The organism is Lentzea sp. NPDC092896 (assembly GCF_044754905.1).
Lineage (GTDB): Bacteria > Actinomycetota > Actinomycetes > Mycobacteriales > Pseudonocardiaceae > Lentzea.
Genome location: NZ_JBIVPX010000015.1, coordinates 179938 through 197145, shown reverse-complemented (window position 1 = coordinate 197145; position 17208 = coordinate 179938). Strand labels below are relative to the sequence as shown.

Genomic DNA, 17208 nt, shown 5'->3' with positions numbered 1-17208 from the left:
CACCCGATCCCGCTCGCTTACCAGGGCGCGTCGGTGCCGAAGAAGATGAACAAGCTCGGCTCGGCCGGTCACCCGGTCGCCGGCAGCACCTGGTCGCCGGACCCGGTCGAGGAGACCGTGGCCCTGGAGAACGCGAAGCACACGAACCTGCTCGACACCGGTTCTGAGGACAAGGCCGGCGAGCTCGCGGGCAAGCCGTCCGACCCGAAAGCCTGATCCGACGAAACGACGAAGCCCCCTGTGACCCGGTCACAGGGGGCTTTTCGCAAGAGGCGGACGGCGCAGGCGGAAGAACACCGTCGCCACCCCAACGCACACCAGCGTGGTTCCCTCTCAACACAGACGAATCAAGTCCCGCCTCTGGTCCTCTCAGACCGGTGCTGCGGTGACGATGACGTTGTCCACATAGGTCGAGAGGTCGTGCTCCCGGTCGCGAAGGTCGCCCCCGGGATCACGCGCCGGCGACGGTGATCATGGCGCCGGGCGGGACGCGCTGGCCCGGTTCGACGGACTGGGCGGCACAGGGCACGTCTTCGCCGTTCGGCGATGCCACCGTGACTTGGAGACCGAGGGCTTGCAGTTCCGCTCGGGCGTCTTTGACGGCTTTTCCGCGCACCTCGGGCATGGTGATCGCATTCGACAGCACGAGTGACACGGAGGTTTGCTCAGGACCCAGCACCGCGCCCGGCGGTGGATCCGTTCTGATGACGCGGCCCGTGTCGACCGTTGCGGAGAACTCCGCCGGCCCCTCGACGCCTTGGAGTCCGTTGCGCTGCAGTTCGGCGATCGCTTCGTCCTTGGTCAAGCCCGTCACGTTCGGCAGAGGCTTCTTCGGTGCCGGCCCCTTGCTCAGCACCAGCGTCACCGGGGTGCCGATCTGCAGCGGTGTACCGGGACGCGGATCCAGTCCGATCACCTTGCCGGGCGCCACCGTGTCGCTGAAGCTGTTCTTGGCCTCGTCCATGACCGCCTTGAGGCCGGCGCCGTCGACCTCCTTGATCACCGACTCGACGTCGAGGCCGGTGTTGATGAACGGCACCACCGGGCGGCCTCGTGACACGTAGACCGTGATCGAGGATCCCTTCGCCAGCTCGGTGCCGTTGCCGGGTTCGGTGCGCAGCACGTTGCCGTTGGGCACGTTGTCGCTGGGTACGCGGACGACCTGGGCGCTCAGCGACGCGTCTCGCACCTGTGCCATCGCGTTCGTCTCGCTCTGACCGCCGATCTGCGGCACCACCGTCCGGGCTTCCGTGCCCAGCCACCACCACGACGCGCCGGCGACCAGTGCCGCCACGACCGCAGCACCGGCCCAAAGTACGACGCGGCGTTGCCGGCGCCGCCGCTTCTCCTCGGCGAGGTCCTTCTTCGGCCTGGATGCCTTCACGGGCTTGCGCACCGGCCGGGTTCGCTCGGCCGACGACGGGGTCTCACCGGTGGTCACGGTCACCGGGCGCATCACGATCGTGCGGTCTTGCTCGAGCGGCGTGCCGGGCACGGGGACCGGCTGGGGCTGCAGGCCCAGCTCGACCCCGACGCGTTCCAGCTCCGCCAGAAACATCGTGGCGTCCGCCGGGCGCAACGCGGGGTCCGGCCGGGTCGCTCTGCGCACCAGGTTGTCCAGTGCGAGCGGTACGCCGGCGATGGACGGAACCGCGTTCACGGCGGTGGCGCCGAGGCGAGGGGCCACGCCCGTGAGCATTTCGTACAGCAGGATTCCCACCGAGTAGACGTCGCCGCGCGCATCACGCACGCCGCTGTTCATCCTCTCCGGGGAGGAGTAGACCGCAGCGCCATCGGCGGCTGCCCTGGAGCGCACCATGCCGAAGCCGGCGACCTGCACCTTGCCGCCGCTGCCGATCAGCACGTTCTCCGGCTTGATGTCACCGTGCACCAGGCCGGCGTGATGGGCGGCGCTCAGCGCGGACAGCACAGGGCCGACCACGCTCAACGCGACGGCGGGTACCAGCTTCCCGCGGTCTGCCAGCAGAGCGCGGAGACTGCCACCGTCGACCAGGTCCATGACCAGGAAGACCTGGTCACCGTCGACGCACTGGTCGTGCACGGCCACCACGGCCGGGTGGCGCAGTCGCGCCGCGGCACGCGCTTCCCGCTCGAACTCGGCGACGAACGCGGGGTCCGACAACAGCGCGGAGTCCAGGACCTCCACGGCGATCGCTCGTTCCAGACGAACGTCGACGCCCCGGTACACGGTGGAGATGGCGCGACGCAGGAACACCGCGTCCAACCGATAGCGCCGCTCGAGCAGGACACCGGTCATATCGGAGCTGGACTTCGGCACAAGCGCAGATGATAGCGACGAAGAATCTTCGACGTATTGCCAAGTCGACGAAGGGGCTCCTGCGGAACCTGACCATTCGCCGCGAATCAGATCGACTGAAGTGGTTGCGGCACAACGTGTCCAGCCAAATGAGACAGTTGAACGCGCACGTACAAGTGGACTGAAAGTACTTCTCTGATTGCCGTAAGTGATCAGGCGATCGAATCGTCGACGGCGGTTGTCCGAGGACGCCCGAACGGCGGTTGAGTTCTATCCCCCGCGTACCAAGATGTCCTGATCGGCAGCAGCACGCTTCCGGTTCAAGACGGGACGCGATTGGGGCGAGTTGATCTGGGACTCCCGCGAACGAGCCGGCGGGCACGTGGCTGACCCTCCGTACGGCCGCGTTTTGCGGAACGTCAAGGTTTTGACCAACGTTTTCGCTTGGCTGGGCGGCATCGGCCTCGCAACGCAGTTGGTGCTCGCGGAGACCGCCCTGGCCGCCAGGGCGACGCTGATCTTGCTGCTCCTGGTCGTGTTGTGCTCCTGGAAGTGGTCCGGTGGCGACCGGTGGTTCGTCGCCGCCGCGGAAGCGGTGGTTCTCGCCGGGTCGGTGCTCGTTCTTCCCGTGCCTCAGCCCGCCGTCGCGTTCCTGTTCGGGGTCGTGACCAGGAGAGTGCTCAGCGGCGGGAGCAGCAGGGCTCTCGTCAAGGCCATCCCTGCCCCGGTCGGCTATGTCGCCGGCCAGGTCACGTCGATTCTTTCCGCGGTCCGCACGGAGAACGTCGATCTCGATGGACTGATGGCGAGCCTCCTGCCACTCCTCGGCCTCGTCATCGGCTCGGCCGCCTTGCACGCCACCTTGAGCGCGGCTCGGCACGAGCGGGACGCGCGTCAAGCCGTCCACGCGGTCATCGACGCCAGCCCGGTCGGCATTTTTCTCGTCGACGACACGGGCACTTCGATACTGCGCAACGCCAGAGCACAGGCGATGTTCGCCCAGCAGAACGGCACCCGTGAAGTGCGGTGCCGCCATCAGATCAACCTGGTGCGGTGCGAGGAGTGCGGTCGAGCCGCGGGCCCTGTCGAACTGAACGTCGACGGCGACGTGTTCGAGGTGCACACCGCGACGGTGCCACAGGAGTCGAGACCGGAACTCACGCTGGTGGTCGCCGTGGACGTCAGCGAACGTCGCCGCCAGGAGGACGCGCTTCGGATTCGCGCCGAGCAGGACGACCTGACCGGGCTGGCCAGTCGCCCGCACTTCCTGCACCTCCTCGAGACCGCGCTGAGCACCGGAGAGCCGGTCGGCTTGCTCGTCATCGATCTCGACCAGTTCAAGGAGATCAACGATGCCGACGGACACGACGCCGGAGATGAGTACCTGAGGGAGTTCGCCCGGCGGACAGCCCGAGCGATCCCGCACGAGGTGACCGCGGCGAGGCTCGGAGGGGACGAATTCGCCGTGCTGGCAACGCGATCCGGAATGGTCGAGTCCGCTCGGCTGGCCGATCGAATACTGGCGGCACTCACGACAGGACCGGAACGGGACATCCGCGCGAGCATCGGAGTCGCGGTCTCCGCGCCCGGAACCACCGCGGCGGAGTTGCTTCGGGACGCCGATGCCGCGATGTACATCGCCAAGAAGGAAGGCGGTGCACGGGTGAAGGTGTTCCAGGACGAGATCGGCGCGCGTGTGCAGGCCCGGCAGCGCGACAAGGCGGACTTGCGCGCCGCCGTGCACGGCGACCAGATGGTGGTGCACTACCAGCCGATCATCGACCTCACGACCTCGCGTGTCACCGGGGCTGAAGCGCTGGTTCGCTGGCAGCGGCCCGATCGAGGCCTGCTGAGGCCGGACGAGTTCATCGGACTCGCCGAGGAAACGGGCCTGATCATTCCGCTCGGTGATCGAGTGCTCGAAGCGGCCTGTGCCCAAGGAACGCGGTGGTCGACAGAAGGCCGAGCGCTCGGCATCACGGTGAACGTCTCGACGCGGCAGCTCTCGTCCTCGGCTTTCGTGACATCGTTGCGCGGCGTTCTGCGGTCCACCAGCCTGCCACCGGAGAAGTTGACTCTGGAGGTGACGGAGTCGGTGTGGGCGGACGAAGCCGCGATGCAGGGACTCATGGCGGTTCGCGACAGCGGGGTCCAGGTGGCCCTCGACGACTTCGGCACGGGCTATTCGTCGCTGAGTTACCTGCAGCGCTATCCGTTCGACCTGGTGAAGATAGACAGGTCGTTCGTGGGCGCACTCGACGAAACGGGCCGCACCGCGAGTGTCGTGCGGTGCGTTCTCGATCTGGCCGACGTGCTCGGAGCCCGCACGGTCGCCGAAGGCGTCGAGACTCAGGACCAGGCCGAGTGGCTGCGCCGCGAGGGATGCGACTACGCCCAGGGCTACCTGTTCGGCAAGCCCGAACATCCAGACGACTGGGACCACCAGCCCGCAGTCCAAGGCGCGCAGACAGATGAGCTGACGACAGGCGCGTGACACCGGCTGTTGCCCGAGTCAGTCGAGTCCTGCCCGGCGATCCTGGGTGTCGCGGCGCACCTGGTCGGTCTGCGCGCCGATCGCGGCGATCTGGTCAGCCAGACCAGGGTGCGTCGCCCGGAGTTGTTCGTGTGCGTTCGCCAGCGGGCTGAGCAGCTCCGCGGCGTCGTTCCCGGACAGTGCTCGGAGAACCGCCGGGTCGACCTCACCGACATGTCCGGCGAGGCTGCGCAACGAGGCCGCGTTGTCGCGGGCCCACGACGACACCGCGCGATCACCCGCACGCCGGTCACGTTCGGCCCGCACGCGGTCGTCGCCGGTGGATCCGTCCAGATCGGACGGTCGAAGGCGCAGATAGCGGCGTTCCGCGGCCTGACGGCTGGCCACACCGAGCGCGGGCGCCAGATCCGCCCAGCTGGTGCCGAGCGCGCGGGCGGCCGCGATCAGCTGAGGTTCCCAGTCGGCCAGCTCGGCTCGCAGCTCACGCAGCAGGACCAGGGCCGCCAGCACCTGGGTCTCGCTGAGGTCTTCGTCCGCGCTCGCGGCGGCGCGCACCGCCTCGTAGTCGCCGATCGGCATGTTGTCATCCTTTCGACGACATCCTACTTGTCATCGTTCCGACGACATGTTACAACAGATGTGCGCGTTGACAGCAGAAGACAACATCGAGGAGGTGCCGGATGTTGATGCGCACTGACCCGTTCCGGGAGCTGGACCGCTTGGCGCAGCAGGTGTTCACCGGGCCGGGCACGTGGTCACGGCCCACGGCGATGCCGATGGACGCCTACCGCTCTGGCGACGAGTTCGTGGTGGCGTTCGACCTGCCGGGCGTGTCCGCGGACGCCATCGAGCTGGACGTCGAACGCAACGTGCTGACCGTGAAGGCGGAACGGCGGCCGACGATCACCGGTGACAACGTCGAGATGCAGGTCGCGGAACGACCGCTGGGCGTGTTCTCCCGCCAGCTGTTCCTGGGCGACACCCTCGACACCGAACGCATCCAGGCCGCCTACGACGCGGGTGTGCTGACCCTGCGCATCCCGGTGCTGGAAAAGGCAAAGCCCCGCAAGATCGCCATCACGAACACCGAACAGGACGTCAAGCAGATCAACGCCTGACCGGGAGCGGTCGTGGTCGCGCGAACGCTCGACGAGGAGTTCGTCGCGTTGCTGTGCGAGGACGACGATCTGGTGCGCGCGGAGTTCGACGCGATCATCGCAGCGAACTGGGGGGAGCCACCGCTTCCCCCGGCACCGCGCCCGCCTGTCCCCTCGACGCCGTACCGGGGCGCGTTCCGGCCTCGTTGGCGAAACCACGTCCCGATCGGACGAACGGCACGGCAACGCTCCCCTCCGGCATGGAAGGCGAGCCGCACGGACTCCTCCACCCCCGTGGCCCCGCACTGCCAGATCGCGGTGCGGGGCCACTTCGCGTCGAACCACTGCACGGCGCGGCAGGCCGCCGGAACAGGTTCGCCGGCTCGGTCAGCGGGCACACCACGAGGAGCAGCGCATCCGCCGACGAAAGACGTGACCATGTCCCCGCAGAACCGCCTGACCACCCTGAACAACGGTGTGCAGATGCCGATCCTCGGCTTCGGCGTCTACCAGGTCGCCGCCGAGCAGACCGAGCAGGTCGTCACCGACGCCCTCGCCGCCGGCTACCGCTCCATCGACACCGCCGCGGGCTACGGCAACGAGGAAGCCGTCGGCCGCGCGATCAAGAACAGCGGAATCCCCCGCGACGAGCTGTTCATCACCACCAAGCTGTGGGTCCAGGACCCCGGCGAGGACAACGCCCAGCGCGCGTTCGACGTCTCGCTGCGGCGCCTCGGGCTGGACTACCTGGACCTGTACCTGATCCACCAGCCCTTCGGCGACTACTACAGCTCCTGGCGGGCCATGCAGCGACTGCACGGCGCAGGCCTGATCAAGGCCATCGGCGTCTCGAACTTCCACCCCGACCGTCTCGTCGACCTCATCGAGCACAACGAGATCACCCCCGCGGTGAACCAGATCGAGACGCACCCGTTCTTCCAGCGCGAGACCGACCAGCAGGTCATGGCCGACCGGGGCGTGCAGATCGAGTCGTGGGGACCTTTTGCCGAGGGGCGCAACGACCTGTTCACCAACCCGGTTCTGACCGGGATCAGCCAAACGCACGGCAAGTCCGTCGCCCAGGTCGTGCTGCGCTGGCTCATCCAGCGCGGCGTCGTCGTCATCCCCAAGTCCGTGCGGCCAGAGCGCATGGCCGAGAACCTCGACGTGTTCGACTTCGAACTCACCGATCAGGACATGACCCACATCGCCGCGCTGGACACCGGCACGTCCATGTTCTTCGACCACCGCGATCCGGCGATGGTCAGCCGGCTCGGCAACGCCCGCGTCGACTGAGCGCCGCGAGAGGTTCGCGGCGCTCACCCCGTCACCGGTGCGCGACCGCGAAGTCGTCGAAGCCCGCAGCCGTGTTGAAGACGCGCACACCGTTGGCACCACTGGAGAAGCTGGTGTCGGTCACGGAGATCTTCGGCGTGGCCATGTCGCCGACGTACACCTTGATGGCCGAGCCGACCGCCTCCACCCGCAGGTGGTGCCGGGTGTTCGGCCGGACGGTCACGGCGGCTGACGCGAGCTGCGTCCAGTTGTTGTCGGCCTTGCCGAGCACGACCCGGCCGCTGCCGGTGATCCCGGCGTAGTAGCCGCGGTAGGCGTCCGTCCCGGTGGTCGCCTGCGTCACGCGGAACACGACCCCGCTGTCGCCGGTGGTGGACTTCGGGGTGATGTCGGCGTCCTGCACGAAGTTCGAGAAGTTCGTGTCCAGCAACGACTTCCCGCCGAACGACGTCCCGGTCTCGTACCGGCCCCCGGTCGCCGACCAGGTGCCGCCGTGCGTGGTCCAGCCGACGGCGTTGTCGTCGTCGAAGTTGTCCTTCACCCGCATGGTCACCGGCTGGATGGTGCCGTCGGCGTTGAAGGTCATCCGGTCGTAGGCGACCTGCCGGTCGTTGGCGCCCGAGCGGCTCAGCGGGCGCCGGTGGTAGACGATGTACCAGATGTCCGTGCCGGGCACGTTGATCACCGAGTTGTGGCCGGAACCCCTTGCCACGGCGGCGTCCTGGCTCAGCACGCGGCTGATCTTGGTGAACGGTCCGGTGGGAGAGTCGGAGATCGCGTACGACACCGCGTAGTTCGGTCCGGTCCAGCCGTCCTCGGACCACATGAAGTAGTACTTGCCGTTCCGCTTGAACATCTGCGAACCCTCGGTGAAGTTCGCCGGGGTGATCTCCTTGTACGTGCTGCCGTCGGCGAGCTGGCCGAGGCTGGTCATGTCCGCGTTGAGCTTGACCACGTTGGCGTGTCCCCAGCCGCCGTAGTACATGTACGCCTGACCGTCGGTGTCGATGAACACGTCCTGGTCGATGGGCTGCGCTCCGTTGACGAACTGGCTGATCAACGGCTTGCCGATCGCGTCCCGGTACGGGCCCTCCGGACGGTCGGCGACCGCGACGCCGATGCCGCCCAGTTCGGAGTTGCTCTGGATGTCGTTCGCGCCGAAGTACAGGTAGTACTTGCCGTTGCGCCGCACGGGAGCGGGCGCCCAGACGGCACGGCGTGCCCAGGAGACGTTCGCGGTGGTGAGGACGTTGGGGTGCTTGGTCCAGTGCACGAGGTCGGTCGAGGAGAACGCGTCGAGGTACGTCTGCTCGTCGTAGGGTCGCGACGACGTGGGAAAGACCCAGTACTTGTTGTCGTAGACCGCGACGTCCGGGTCGGCGTACCACCCGTCCACGAACGGGTTGCCCGCCTCCGCTGTAGAGAAGTCGGGCACAGCCGCCGCGGACGAGGCCACAGCGGGCACGCTGCCGAGCAGTGAGAGGGCCAAGGCCGCTAAGACGATCTTCGACGTCACGTCTCGTCCAATCCGCAGGGTTACAACGTTGTAAAACTGTGCGCATCGATCCAATCACTCTCTGTGCGCGACTGTCCAGATCTGGAGGAGGAGACCGGAACCCGCCCCGCCTTGACGGGCGTCGATGGGCGGGTTCCTGGCTTCCTAGCCGTTCACGCTTGCTGCCGGGCGCGAACGGTTTCCCTGTCGGCGCTGGTCGCCGGCGGTGCGGTGCGGGGCCAGGTCCAGGCGTACCGCAGGATGAGGGCGAGAAGGATCAACTCCAGTGCGATGCCCAGGCCGTAGAAGAACGTCCAGGTCTCGCCCACCACGTTGAACGCCGCGTAGGGCATCTGCACCGAGGCCACGACGAGGTTCGTGATGCGGTTCGCCCTGGCGGGCAGCGTCATCGACAGCACGATCATGAGGATCGGGATCGCCATGAGCGCGAGGAAGGTGGTCAGCAACGTCTGGCTGACGTCGAACTCCCAGACGACGCCTACTTCGATGTCATCGATGACGCCGGGCTTGAAGAAGGCGATGATGTCCACGTAGGCGTACAGGAACATCACGCTCGTCCACGCCGCGGCGAGCTTGGCTCTCACCGGGATCCGCTGGTCTTCCAGCACGGGCTCGGTGGGTTGACGTGTTCTCATCGCAGGCTCCGTTGTTGTGGTGAGGACCGGTAGGCCCACGATCGCCGAGCCGGGCGACGGGCACATCGGCGTCCAGGCCGGGTCCGCACTGGCCGTTGGGAGAAGCGGCGTCTCGTTCTTTCGGTTGGTCCCCGACGCCTCGGCGGTACCTAGGCTGGATGCGTGACCGCCAACGCCCTGAGCTCGCTGTTGACCGAGCCCCGCGCTCCAGGCGCTCCGGCACGGGTGTCGCGCGACTGGGTGCTGGTCGGGGCGTTGATGGTGACGGCACTGCTCGAAGGAGTCCTCCGCGCCGACGTCGCCTGGCGGCCGTTGGCGACGGTCGTGGCGGTCGGTCTTGCGCCGGTGCTGCTGTGGCGGCGCACCCACCCGTTGGCCTGCGTCGTGGTGGCCTTCGGCACCGCGACGGCGTTGGGACTGGCGAGCCTGCTGGGCGGGGCCCCGAGCGTGGGCCTCGACACGATGGTCTACCTCCTGGTGCTCGTCTACGCGCTGGCCCGCTGGGGATCAGGGCGCGAGATCGAGATCGGGCTGGCAGTGGTGGCGGTGGCTGCCGGAATCGGTGCGGTCGCCGACTACACCGGACCGGTCGACGTCTTCGGCGGGTTCGCCGTCCTGACGGCGTCGGCGGCGGCCGGAGCGGCGTTCCGCTACCGCGCCGAGAGCTGGCGCCGGGCGTTGGACCAGAGCCGTAGCCGGGAGCGGGTCGGCCTCGCGCGCGAGCTGCACGACATCGTCGCCCACCACATTTCGGCGATCGCCGTGCAGGCGCAGGCAGGCCGGGCGATGGCCGGGCAGCGTCCTGAAGCGGCACTCGAGGCGCTGGCGGCCATCGAGGGGGAAGCGTCGCGGACGCTCGTGGAGATGCGGGCGATGGTCCGGGTGCTGCGCGACGGAGCGCCCGCGGAGTACGCGCCCCAGTCCGGCGTCGCCGACCTGGTGTCCCTCGCTCGCCGCGCCCCGGTCCCGGTCGTCGACGTGGAGTTGCCAGAGGACCTGGACGAACTTCCGCCCCAGGTCGACGCGGCGGTCTACCGGCTGGCACAGGAGGCGCTGACCAACGCTCTGCGGCACGCCCGCAACGCCTCGCGTGTGGAGATCCGGGTCGTGGAGGGCGCGGGAAGGCTGCGCCTACGCGTGACCGACGACGGACAGGTCGACCCGGCACGGCCGGTGAACCGCGGCTTCGGACTGCTGGGGATGACCGAGCGCGTGCAGCTGCTCGGCGGCACGCTGCGTGCCGGGCCGGCGCCCGAGCGCGGGTGGACGGTCGACGCCGAACTGCCGACGAAGGCAGGCCGATGACGGTGCGCGTGCTGGTGGCCGACGACCAGGATCTGGTGCGCACCGGCCTGTCGATGATCCTTGCCGCGCAACCCGACATCGAGGTCGTCGGCCAGGCCGCCGACGGCCACGCCGCCGTCGAGCTGGCGCAGCGGCTCCGCCCCGACGTGTGCCTGGTCGACATCCAGATGCCCGGGCTCGACGGCATCGAGGTGACCAGGCTCCTCGCGGGGCGCGGCGTCCCGGACCCGATCGCGGTAGTGGTGATCACGACGTTCGACCTCGACGGGTACGTCCAGGGTGCGCTCCTGGCCGGCGCCCGAGGCTTTCTGCTCAAGGACGCCGGACCGGCGCTGCTCGTCCAGGCCGTCCACGCCGCCGCCGGTGGCGACGCACTGATCGCGCCGACCATCACCCGGCGGCTGCTGGCCACCCTCGCCGCCAGGGAACCGTCGAGCCGGCAGCCTCAACCGATCGAGCCGCTCACCGAACGCGAGGAGGAGGTGCTGACGCTGGTCGCCCGTGGCCGCACGAACGCCGAGATCGCCGCCGAGCTGTTCATCGGTTTGACGACCGCCAAGAGCCACGTCGCCAGCCTGCTGAACAAGATCGGCGCCCGAAACCGGGTCGAGATCGCGATGTGGGCGTACGACACCGGCCGGGTGGCGGGCTGAACCGGACCGGCATGGCCGGGTCACCCGGCCGCAGCGCGGTACGCCCCCGGCGTCTGGCCCATCACGCGGGCGAACGTGTCGACGAACGCACTGGTGGTGGCCCAGCCGCAGCGGTGCGCTGTCTCGGTGACCGTGGCGCCGCCGTTGAGCTCGACCATGGCCTGGAACACCCGGACGTTGGTGCGCCACTGGGGATAGGTGGTGCCGAACTCGGCGCGGAACAGCCGGGCGAGGTGCCGGTCGCTGGTACCGGTGCGAGCGGCGAGCCACCCGATCGTGCGCGGCCTGCTCAGGTCGCCGGTGACCAGCGCGCACGCGTCCGCGAGGCGTTGATCGACAGCGGTCGGCAGCTCCAGCGGCGCGAGGTCTGCCCTGCGGACGCGGTCGTGGATCACCGCGCGCAGGCGGTGCACCTCGCGGTCAGGCAGGCCGTCCTCGGTGCAGGCCATCAGGAGCTCGCGCAGCAGGCTCGACACGGAGATCACCGTCGGGCGGTCGCCGGGGAACAGCACTTCCCCTGACGGGAATCGCAGCAGGTGCACCAACGTGTGCCCGTAGACGCGGTGTTCGTGCCAGGTCTGGGCGGGCGTCCAGACGGCACGCTGGGCACTGGCGACCCACGTGCCGTGCTCGGTGGTCGTGGCGAAGATGCCGCTGCTGACGTAGAGGAGCTGGTGGTCGCCGTCATGCCGATGCCGCTCGATCACGGTGCCGGCCGCGACCTCATGGCGGTATTGCGACATGACACGGCAGTTTATCGGAAGTTTTCCAGCCGCCAGTGGATCACCGTGGACGGCATGGGAAGGTTCCTCGCCGACACCCGGCCGCTCTCGATCCCCGCCTACCGGCGCGTCTTCCTCGGGCAGGGCACCGCTGTCGTCGGCATGATGATCACCGCCGTCACCGTTCCGGTGCAGCTCTACGACCTGACGCGGTCGTCGCTCGTCGTCGGGCTCAGCGGCCTGGTCGGCCTGCTGCCGGTCGTCGTGTTCGGCCTGTACGGAGGCGCGATCGCCGACGCGGTCGACCGCCGCAAGCTGGCACTGGTCGCGTCCTCGGTGTCGTGGGTCATCACGCTCGCGTTGCTGACGCAGAGCCTGGCGGACGTCCGCTCCCCGGTGCTGATCCTCGGACTGGTCGCCGTGCAGTCGGGCAGCTTCGCGGTGTCGGCGTCCGCGCGCGGAGCGATCCTGCCGCTGCTCGTGCCGGCCGATCTCGTGCCGGCCGCCAACGCGTTGAGCTACAGCGCGTCCACCCTGGGCCAGGTGCTCGGGCCGCTCATGGCCGGTCTCCTCGTGCAGCTGCCCAACGGGTTCAGCTACGCCTACGCCGCCGACGCCGTGCTGTTCACCGCTTCCCTTTACGCCGCCGCACGCCTGCCGTCGTTCGACGTGGCCGACGCTCTGGGGAAGCCCGGCCTGCGCTCCATTGTGGAGGGTCTGAGGTTCCTGGGCGGCAACCCGGTGCTGATGATGTCGTTCGCGGTCGACATCGCCGCGATGGTGCTGGCGACGCCGGAAGCCCTGTTCCCCCAGGCCGCCGCGACCCGGTTCGACGGTGGCGTGGGCCCGCTGTACTCGGCGATCGCGATCGGGTCGATCCTGGCCGGCCTGGTGAGCGGCTGGATCGGCGGCGTGCGCAGGCAGGGCGTCGCGCTCACGGTCGCCGTCGTCATCTGGTCGGCCGCGGTCGCCGTCGCGGGCTTCGCGCACAGCCTCTGGGTGGTCGTGGGCCTGCTGGTCGTCGCAGGCGCCGCGGACTTCGTCAGCGCCGTCTACCGGCAGGCGATCCTGCAGACCTACGTGCCGGACCGCCTGCGCGGGCGCTTGCAGGGAGTGTTCACCGTGGTCGTGAACGGAGGCCCACGCCTGGGCGACCTGCGCGCCGGGTTCATGGCGGCAGCCACCACCTTCACCCTCGCGTGGTCCGGCGCCGCGGTGCTCTGCATCGTGGTCGTGCTCGTCGCCGCTTTGTGCGTGCGCTCGTTCTGGCGTTACGACGCTCAAGCCGTGCACGCACCTGCCGTCGTGGGTGGCCCCACCCCTGACGAGCTTCGCTCCATTTGAGATGGTCACGTCCGTTTTGGACATCTTTTCGCACAATGGACGCATGTGAGTTGTGACGAGGTTCAAATGAAAGTGTGCGGTGATCACCTGCCGGGCATCTGGTCCACGAACGCGCTCCGCACGGGCACGCGAGAACCGGGCCGATGTGGTGCGTGCGCGTTCCAGGCACCGAAGAGGAGATCAGCATGCGCACCACCTCACTGGCCGTCGCGGTGGCAGCCGCCGCACTGCTCAGCGGCTGCTCGGGTCAGGGTGGCGATTCGACGCCGCCCGCACCCTCGTCCGTCACGCCGAGCCCCTCCCCCAGCGCGACCGATCCCGGCACCGCCTCGGGACAGCCGACCCAGCAGGCCGCGAGCGGCGGTCCGGCGGCGTGCAGGTCGGCCGATCTCGGCGTCACCCTCACAGCCGACGAGGGCGGTGGGGGCATGAACAAGACGCAGTACGAGCTCGCGTTCACGAACAAGGGTTCCGCCGAGTGCGTCCTGCAGGGCTTTCCCGGCGTGTCCTTCGTGACCGGGGACAACGGCACTCAGGTCGGCGCTCCGGCGACCCGGCAGGCCGACGGCTCGTCGTCGGCCGTGACGCTGCAGCCGGGCGCGAACGCGTCCAGCCACCTCACGATCACCAACGCCAGCGTCTACGACCCGGCCGAATGCGGCCCGACCGACGTCCGCGGCCTCAGGATCTACCCGCCGGGTGAGACCGCCGCCCTGTTCGTGGCCACGCAGAACAAGGCCTGCTCGGCCGCGGACAAGTCCACGGCGTCCGTCGGACCGGTCCGGTCCTGACGCGCTCGGCGCTCAGGGCGTGGACCTGCGCCCCACGCCCTGGTCATAGGCCCGCTGGGCTCCCTGGATCTGAGCGCTGTGCTCGACGGTCCAGGCGTAGAGGTGGCCGAACGGCTCGCGCAGGGACTCGCCCAAGGGCGTCAGCGAGTACTCGACACCGACCGGTGAGGTCGGAAGCACGGTGCGACGGATCATCCCGTTCCGCTCCAGGCGCCGAAGTGAATGGGTGAGCACCCGCTGGGTGACCCCTTCCAACCGGCGCATCAGCTCGTTGAACCGCGTCGGCCGCTCCAGCACCGCCATGATCATCATGGACCACTTGTCCGCGATCTGGTCGAGGATCGGCCTGCTGGGACAGTCCGAGCGGAACACGACCTGGCCGCCGGTGACGTTCGCGGCCTCGCCGAGCAGGTAGGTATCCCTCATGATCTCTGGTTCCCCCGAAGTGCGTTCTTGATCTTTACCACCGTGCTGAGCAGGGTAGGTATGCATCGCAAACTTACAGGCCGATCAGCAACTCAGGGGATCCGTGATGACCGGACAGACCTACTCGACCCTGCGGGTGAGCACCGATCGTGGTGTCGCCCGCGTCGTGCTGCACAACCCGCCGGTGAACGTCCTCGGCACGACGATGATGCGGGAGCTGCGCGGCCTGCTCGACGGGTTCCGCGACGACCCGTCGGTCCGAGTCGTCGTCTTCGCCAGCGCCGACCCGGAGTTCTTCCTCGCTCACGTCGACATGCTGGTCCTGGAGGACGCGGACGGCCTCGACGAGCTCGCCAAGGCCGCTCCGGCGGGTGTCAACGTGTTCCAGGCCGTCGGCGAGCTGCTGCGCCACCAGCCCCAGGTGACGATCGTCGAGCTCGCGGGCAAGGCCCGCGGCGGTGGCGCGGAGTTCGTCGCGGCCGCGGACATGGCCTTCGCCGCGGCCGAGACCGCCGGGCTCGGCCAGATCGAGGCGCTCATGGGGATCGTTCCCGGTGGCGGCGGCACGCAGTACCTGCGTGAGCGAGTCGGGCGCAACCGCGCCCTGGAGATCGTCCTGGCCGCCGACCTGTTCGACGCCGAGACCGCCGCCGCCTACGGCTGGATCAACCGCGCCGTCCCCGCCGCCGAGCTGCGTGGTTTCGTCGACCGGATCGCCCGCAACATCGCCGCGCTACCCGAAGGGGTCATCGCCGCGGTGAAGCGGGCCCTGCCTGCCGACGACCTCACCGCCGGATACCAGCGCGAGCACGACGCCTGGGCGTCGCAGGTCGAATCGCCCGCCGTGCGGAAGCTGATGGACGCGGCGTTGCCGAACGGGGTCCAGACACGCGAAGGCGAACGCGACCTCGAAGCGCTGATGCGCACCATCGCCGGCTGACCCTCCACGACAGTCCTCCGCGATCTGGACCGACGAGGTACATTTGGTCTAGACCATGCGCGACCAGCGACCTGCCGTCTGAGCACGAGGAGCACCTGTGGACTTTCTCAGCGACTTCGGCGCCGCGGTGCGCGAGCATCTCCGCCTGCTCGAAGAGCGCAACGACGCCGTCCTCGACGAGGTGGCCGGCCGTCTTCTCGACGTCGTCCGCACCGACCGACTCGTGCACACCGCGGCCACGGGACACGGTCTGGCCGCGGTCCTGGAGAGCTTCTACCGCGCCGGTGGGCTGGCCTGCGTGCGTCCGTTGTTCCACCCCGGACTGCTGCCCCTGCAGAACGCGAAGGCCAGCACCCAGCTCGAACGCGTCCCCGGCCTGGCCGCGACACTGACGGCACAGGCCCAGGTCCAGCCGGGCGACGTCGCTGTCATCTTCTCGAACTCCGGCATCAACGCCGTCCCCGTCGAACTAGCCCAGGAACTGAAGCAGCGCGGGGCCTACGTCGTCGCGGTCGTCTCCAAGCCCCACATGGACAACGCCCCCGCACGATCCTTCGCCAAACTGGGCGACCTGGCCGATGTCGTGCTGGACACCGACATTCCGCCCGGCGACGCCGTGTTCCCCACCGCCGGCGGAGCCACCGCCGGCCTGTCCACCCTCTGCTTCATCTACCTGTGGAACCTCCTGCTGGTCCGCCTGACCACACGGGCCGACGCCGGCAACATCCCGGTCCCCCTCTGGCAGAGCTCCAACCTCCCCGACGGCGACAGCGCCAACGAGAAGCACCTCAACCACTACCGGACACAGGTGCCGATGCTCTAGCGACGCGCCGCCGGGCGAGCAGGATTCCGCCGATCACCAGCACCCCGCCCGCGAACGTGTTCCACCCCACCGGCTCGGCCAGCAGCACAACGCCCAAAGCGGTCGACCACAACGGCGTCACGTAGGTGACCGTGGCCGCGACGGTGGGACCTGCTTCACGGATCAGGTCCAGGTTGAGCACGTAGGCGTACCCCGTCCCCAAGGCGCCCAGCAGCACCAACGCGAGCATGACGTGCACTCCCGGCCACACCGGCGGTCCGGAGAGGACCGGGGCGACGAGTCCCAGTTGGACGGTGGCGCAGGTGATCTGCACGGCGGACAACGCGCTCGCCCGGTGCGGCCCACCGGAGAAGAACCGCCGCGTGTAGGCGAACCCCGCGCCGTAACACGTGGTGGCGGCCAGGCAGGCCAGCCCGCCCGCGACCAGGTCGCCGTCCAGGCCGCGCCACACCCCGAGCAGCACCAGCACGCCCGAGAAGCCGAGCAGCAGCCCTGCCAGCCGCGTCCGGGTCACCCGCTCCCCCGGCACGATCAGCAGCGCGAACGCCAGCGTCGTCAACGGCGTCGTCGCGTTCAACACGCCCGCCAGCACCGAGTCCACTTTGGACTCGCCGAACGCGAGCAACGTGAACGGCACCGAGTTGAGCAGCACCGCGACCACCGCCGCGTGTCCCCACGTGCGCGGGTCGCGCGGCACGGTCGCGCCTTGCGCGGCGCAGATCACCCACAGCGCCAACGCACCGAACAGGCAGCGGGCCAGCGCGACCTGCACTGGCGACACGCCCGCGTCCACGGCCACCTTGATCAACGCGAAGCTGCTGCCCCAGATCGCGGACAGCAGCGCGAACTTCCCAGTCGCTCCCACCGCGCGAGCATCGCCCGGCGGGG

Annotated in this window: 16 protein-coding genes and 1 pseudogene; 10 read left to right on the top strand and 7 right to left on the bottom strand. The window is 69.0% G+C overall.

The window, feature by feature from the left end; translation table 11 throughout:
• A pseudogene (locus tag ACIQF0_RS44910) lies at nt 1–216 on the top strand (cytochrome b); the annotation flags it as partial.
• A 235-nt stretch (nt 217–451) separates the two neighbouring features.
• Here ACIQF0_RS44910 and ACIQF0_RS44905 read toward each other — a convergent pair.
• Nucleotides 452–2299 (bottom strand): PASTA domain-containing protein, encoded by a 1848-nt coding sequence (locus ACIQF0_RS44905; protein ID WP_401040764.1) that lies wholly within the window; start codon nt 2297–2299, stop codon nt 452–454.
• Between the two features lie 406 nt (nt 2300–2705).
• Here ACIQF0_RS44905 and ACIQF0_RS44900 point away from each other — a divergent pair, with 406 nt between their 5' ends.
• Nucleotides 2706–4772, top strand: coding sequence for a putative bifunctional diguanylate cyclase/phosphodiesterase (locus tag ACIQF0_RS44900; protein ID WP_401040761.1), 2067 nt, complete (start codon nt 2706–2708; stop codon nt 4770–4772).
• A gap of 18 nt (nt 4773–4790) precedes the next feature.
• Here the strand turns inward: ACIQF0_RS44900 and ACIQF0_RS44895 are convergent, their stop codons facing one another.
• Nucleotides 4791–5351 carry an HSP18 transcriptional regulator gene (locus ACIQF0_RS44895; protein WP_401040758.1) on the bottom strand — a complete coding sequence of 187 codons (561 nt, stop codon included), beginning with the start codon at nt 5349–5351 and terminating at the stop codon, nt 4791–4793.
• Between the two features lie 101 nt (nt 5352–5452).
• Here ACIQF0_RS44895 and ACIQF0_RS44890 point away from each other — a divergent pair, with 101 nt between their 5' ends.
• A complete protein-coding gene (locus tag ACIQF0_RS44890) occupies nt 5453–5890 on the top strand; it encodes an Hsp20/alpha crystallin family protein (RefSeq protein ID WP_360045689.1) in 438 nt (145 codons plus the stop codon).
• A 12-nt stretch (nt 5891–5902) separates the two neighbouring features.
• The gene (locus ACIQF0_RS44885; RefSeq protein WP_401040754.1) at nt 5903–7165 is read left to right on the top strand and encodes an aldo/keto reductase; all 1263 of its coding nucleotides are present in this window, start codon (nt 5903–5905) and stop codon (nt 7163–7165) included.
• A gap of 31 nt (nt 7166–7196) precedes the next feature.
• Here ACIQF0_RS44885 and ACIQF0_RS44880 read toward each other — a convergent pair whose 3' ends face one another.
• Entirely contained in the window at nt 7197–8681 is a 1485-nt protein-coding gene (locus ACIQF0_RS44880; RefSeq protein ID WP_401040751.1) for a glycoside hydrolase family 43 protein, read from the bottom strand.
• A 152-nt stretch (nt 8682–8833) separates the two neighbouring features.
• Nucleotides 8834–9316: a DUF6326 family protein gene (locus ACIQF0_RS44875; RefSeq protein ID WP_401040748.1), complete on the bottom strand. Its 483-nt coding sequence runs from the start codon at nt 9314–9316 to the stop codon at nt 8834–8836.
• Nucleotides 9317–9478: 162 nt separating this feature from the next.
• On the opposite strand from ACIQF0_RS44875, the gene ACIQF0_RS44870 reads away from it, so the two are divergent.
• Nucleotides 9479–10621 carry a sensor histidine kinase gene (locus tag ACIQF0_RS44870; RefSeq protein ID WP_401040745.1) on the top strand — a complete coding sequence of 381 codons (1143 nt, stop codon included), beginning with the start codon at nt 9479–9481 and terminating at the stop codon, nt 10619–10621.
• On the top strand, nt 10618–11274 hold the full coding sequence (locus ACIQF0_RS44865; protein WP_401040742.1) for a response regulator: 657 nt from the start codon (nt 10618–10620) through the stop codon (nt 11272–11274). The genes ACIQF0_RS44870 and ACIQF0_RS44865 overlap by 4 nt, the downstream gene beginning before the upstream one ends.
• Nucleotides 11275–11294: 20 nt before the next feature.
• On the opposite strand, the gene ACIQF0_RS44860 is transcribed toward ACIQF0_RS44865, so the two are convergent.
• Nucleotides 11295–12017, bottom strand: coding sequence for an AraC family transcriptional regulator (locus ACIQF0_RS44860; RefSeq protein WP_401040739.1), 723 nt, complete (start codon nt 12015–12017; stop codon nt 11295–11297).
• A gap of 54 nt (nt 12018–12071) precedes the next feature.
• Here ACIQF0_RS44860 and ACIQF0_RS44855 point away from each other — a divergent pair, with 54 nt between their 5' ends.
• Together ACIQF0_RS44855 and ACIQF0_RS44850 are read left to right on the top strand one after the other, a co-directional pair.
• A complete protein-coding gene (locus ACIQF0_RS44855; RefSeq protein WP_401040736.1) occupies nt 12072–13340 on the top strand; it encodes an MFS transporter in 1269 nt (422 codons plus the stop codon).
• A gap of 185 nt (nt 13341–13525) precedes the next feature.
• A complete protein-coding gene (locus ACIQF0_RS44850; protein WP_401040733.1) occupies nt 13526–14131 on the top strand; it encodes a DUF4232 domain-containing protein in 606 nt (201 codons plus the stop codon).
• Between the two features lie 12 nt (nt 14132–14143).
• On the opposite strand, the gene ACIQF0_RS44845 is transcribed toward ACIQF0_RS44850, so the two are convergent.
• Entirely contained in the window at nt 14144–14557 is a 414-nt protein-coding gene (locus ACIQF0_RS44845; RefSeq protein WP_401040730.1) for a winged helix-turn-helix transcriptional regulator, read from the bottom strand.
• A 106-nt stretch (nt 14558–14663) separates the two neighbouring features.
• Here ACIQF0_RS44845 and ACIQF0_RS44840 point away from each other — a divergent pair, with 106 nt between their 5' ends.
• Together ACIQF0_RS44840 and ACIQF0_RS44835 are read left to right on the top strand one after the other, a co-directional pair.
• A complete protein-coding gene (locus tag ACIQF0_RS44840) occupies nt 14664–15497 on the top strand; it encodes an enoyl-CoA hydratase/isomerase family protein (RefSeq protein ID WP_401040727.1) in 834 nt (277 codons plus the stop codon).
• A 97-nt stretch (nt 15498–15594) separates the two neighbouring features.
• Nucleotides 15595–16320, top strand: coding sequence for a sugar isomerase domain-containing protein (locus tag ACIQF0_RS44835; RefSeq protein ID WP_401040724.1), 726 nt, complete (start codon nt 15595–15597; stop codon nt 16318–16320).
• Here the strand turns inward: ACIQF0_RS44835 and ACIQF0_RS44830 are convergent.
• A complete protein-coding gene (locus ACIQF0_RS44830; protein ID WP_401040721.1) occupies nt 16286–17185 on the bottom strand; it encodes a DMT family transporter in 900 nt (299 codons plus the stop codon). The two genes, ACIQF0_RS44835 and ACIQF0_RS44830, sit on opposite strands and share 35 nt — an antisense overlap.
• Between the last annotated feature and the right edge of the window lie 23 nt (nt 17186–17208).

Coding starts and splice junctions, on each gene's coding strand:
- ACIQF0_RS44875 (WP_401040748.1), bottom strand. CDS start 9,316: ATGAGAACACGTCAACCCACCGAGCCCGTGCTGGAAGACCAGCGGATC.
- ACIQF0_RS44845 (WP_401040730.1), bottom strand. CDS start 14,557: ATGAGGGATACCTACCTGCTCGGCGAGGCCGCGAACGTCACCGGCGGC.
- ACIQF0_RS44850 (WP_401040733.1), top strand. CDS start 13,526: ATGCGCACCACCTCACTGGCCGTCGCGGTGGCAGCCGCCGCACTGCTC.
- ACIQF0_RS44890 (WP_360045689.1), top strand. CDS start 5,453: ATGTTGATGCGCACTGACCCGTTCCGGGAGCTGGACCGCTTGGCGCAG.
- ACIQF0_RS44865 (WP_401040742.1), top strand. CDS start 10,618: ATGACGGTGCGCGTGCTGGTGGCCGACGACCAGGATCTGGTGCGCACC.
- ACIQF0_RS44840 (WP_401040727.1), top strand. CDS start 14,664: ATGACCGGACAGACCTACTCGACCCTGCGGGTGAGCACCGATCGTGGT.
- ACIQF0_RS44895 (WP_401040758.1), bottom strand. CDS start 5,351: ATGCCGATCGGCGACTACGAGGCGGTGCGCGCCGCCGCGAGCGCGGAC.
- ACIQF0_RS44855 (WP_401040736.1), top strand. CDS start 12,072: ATGGGAAGGTTCCTCGCCGACACCCGGCCGCTCTCGATCCCCGCCTAC.
- ACIQF0_RS44860 (WP_401040739.1), bottom strand. CDS start 12,017: ATGTCGCAATACCGCCATGAGGTCGCGGCCGGCACCGTGATCGAGCGG.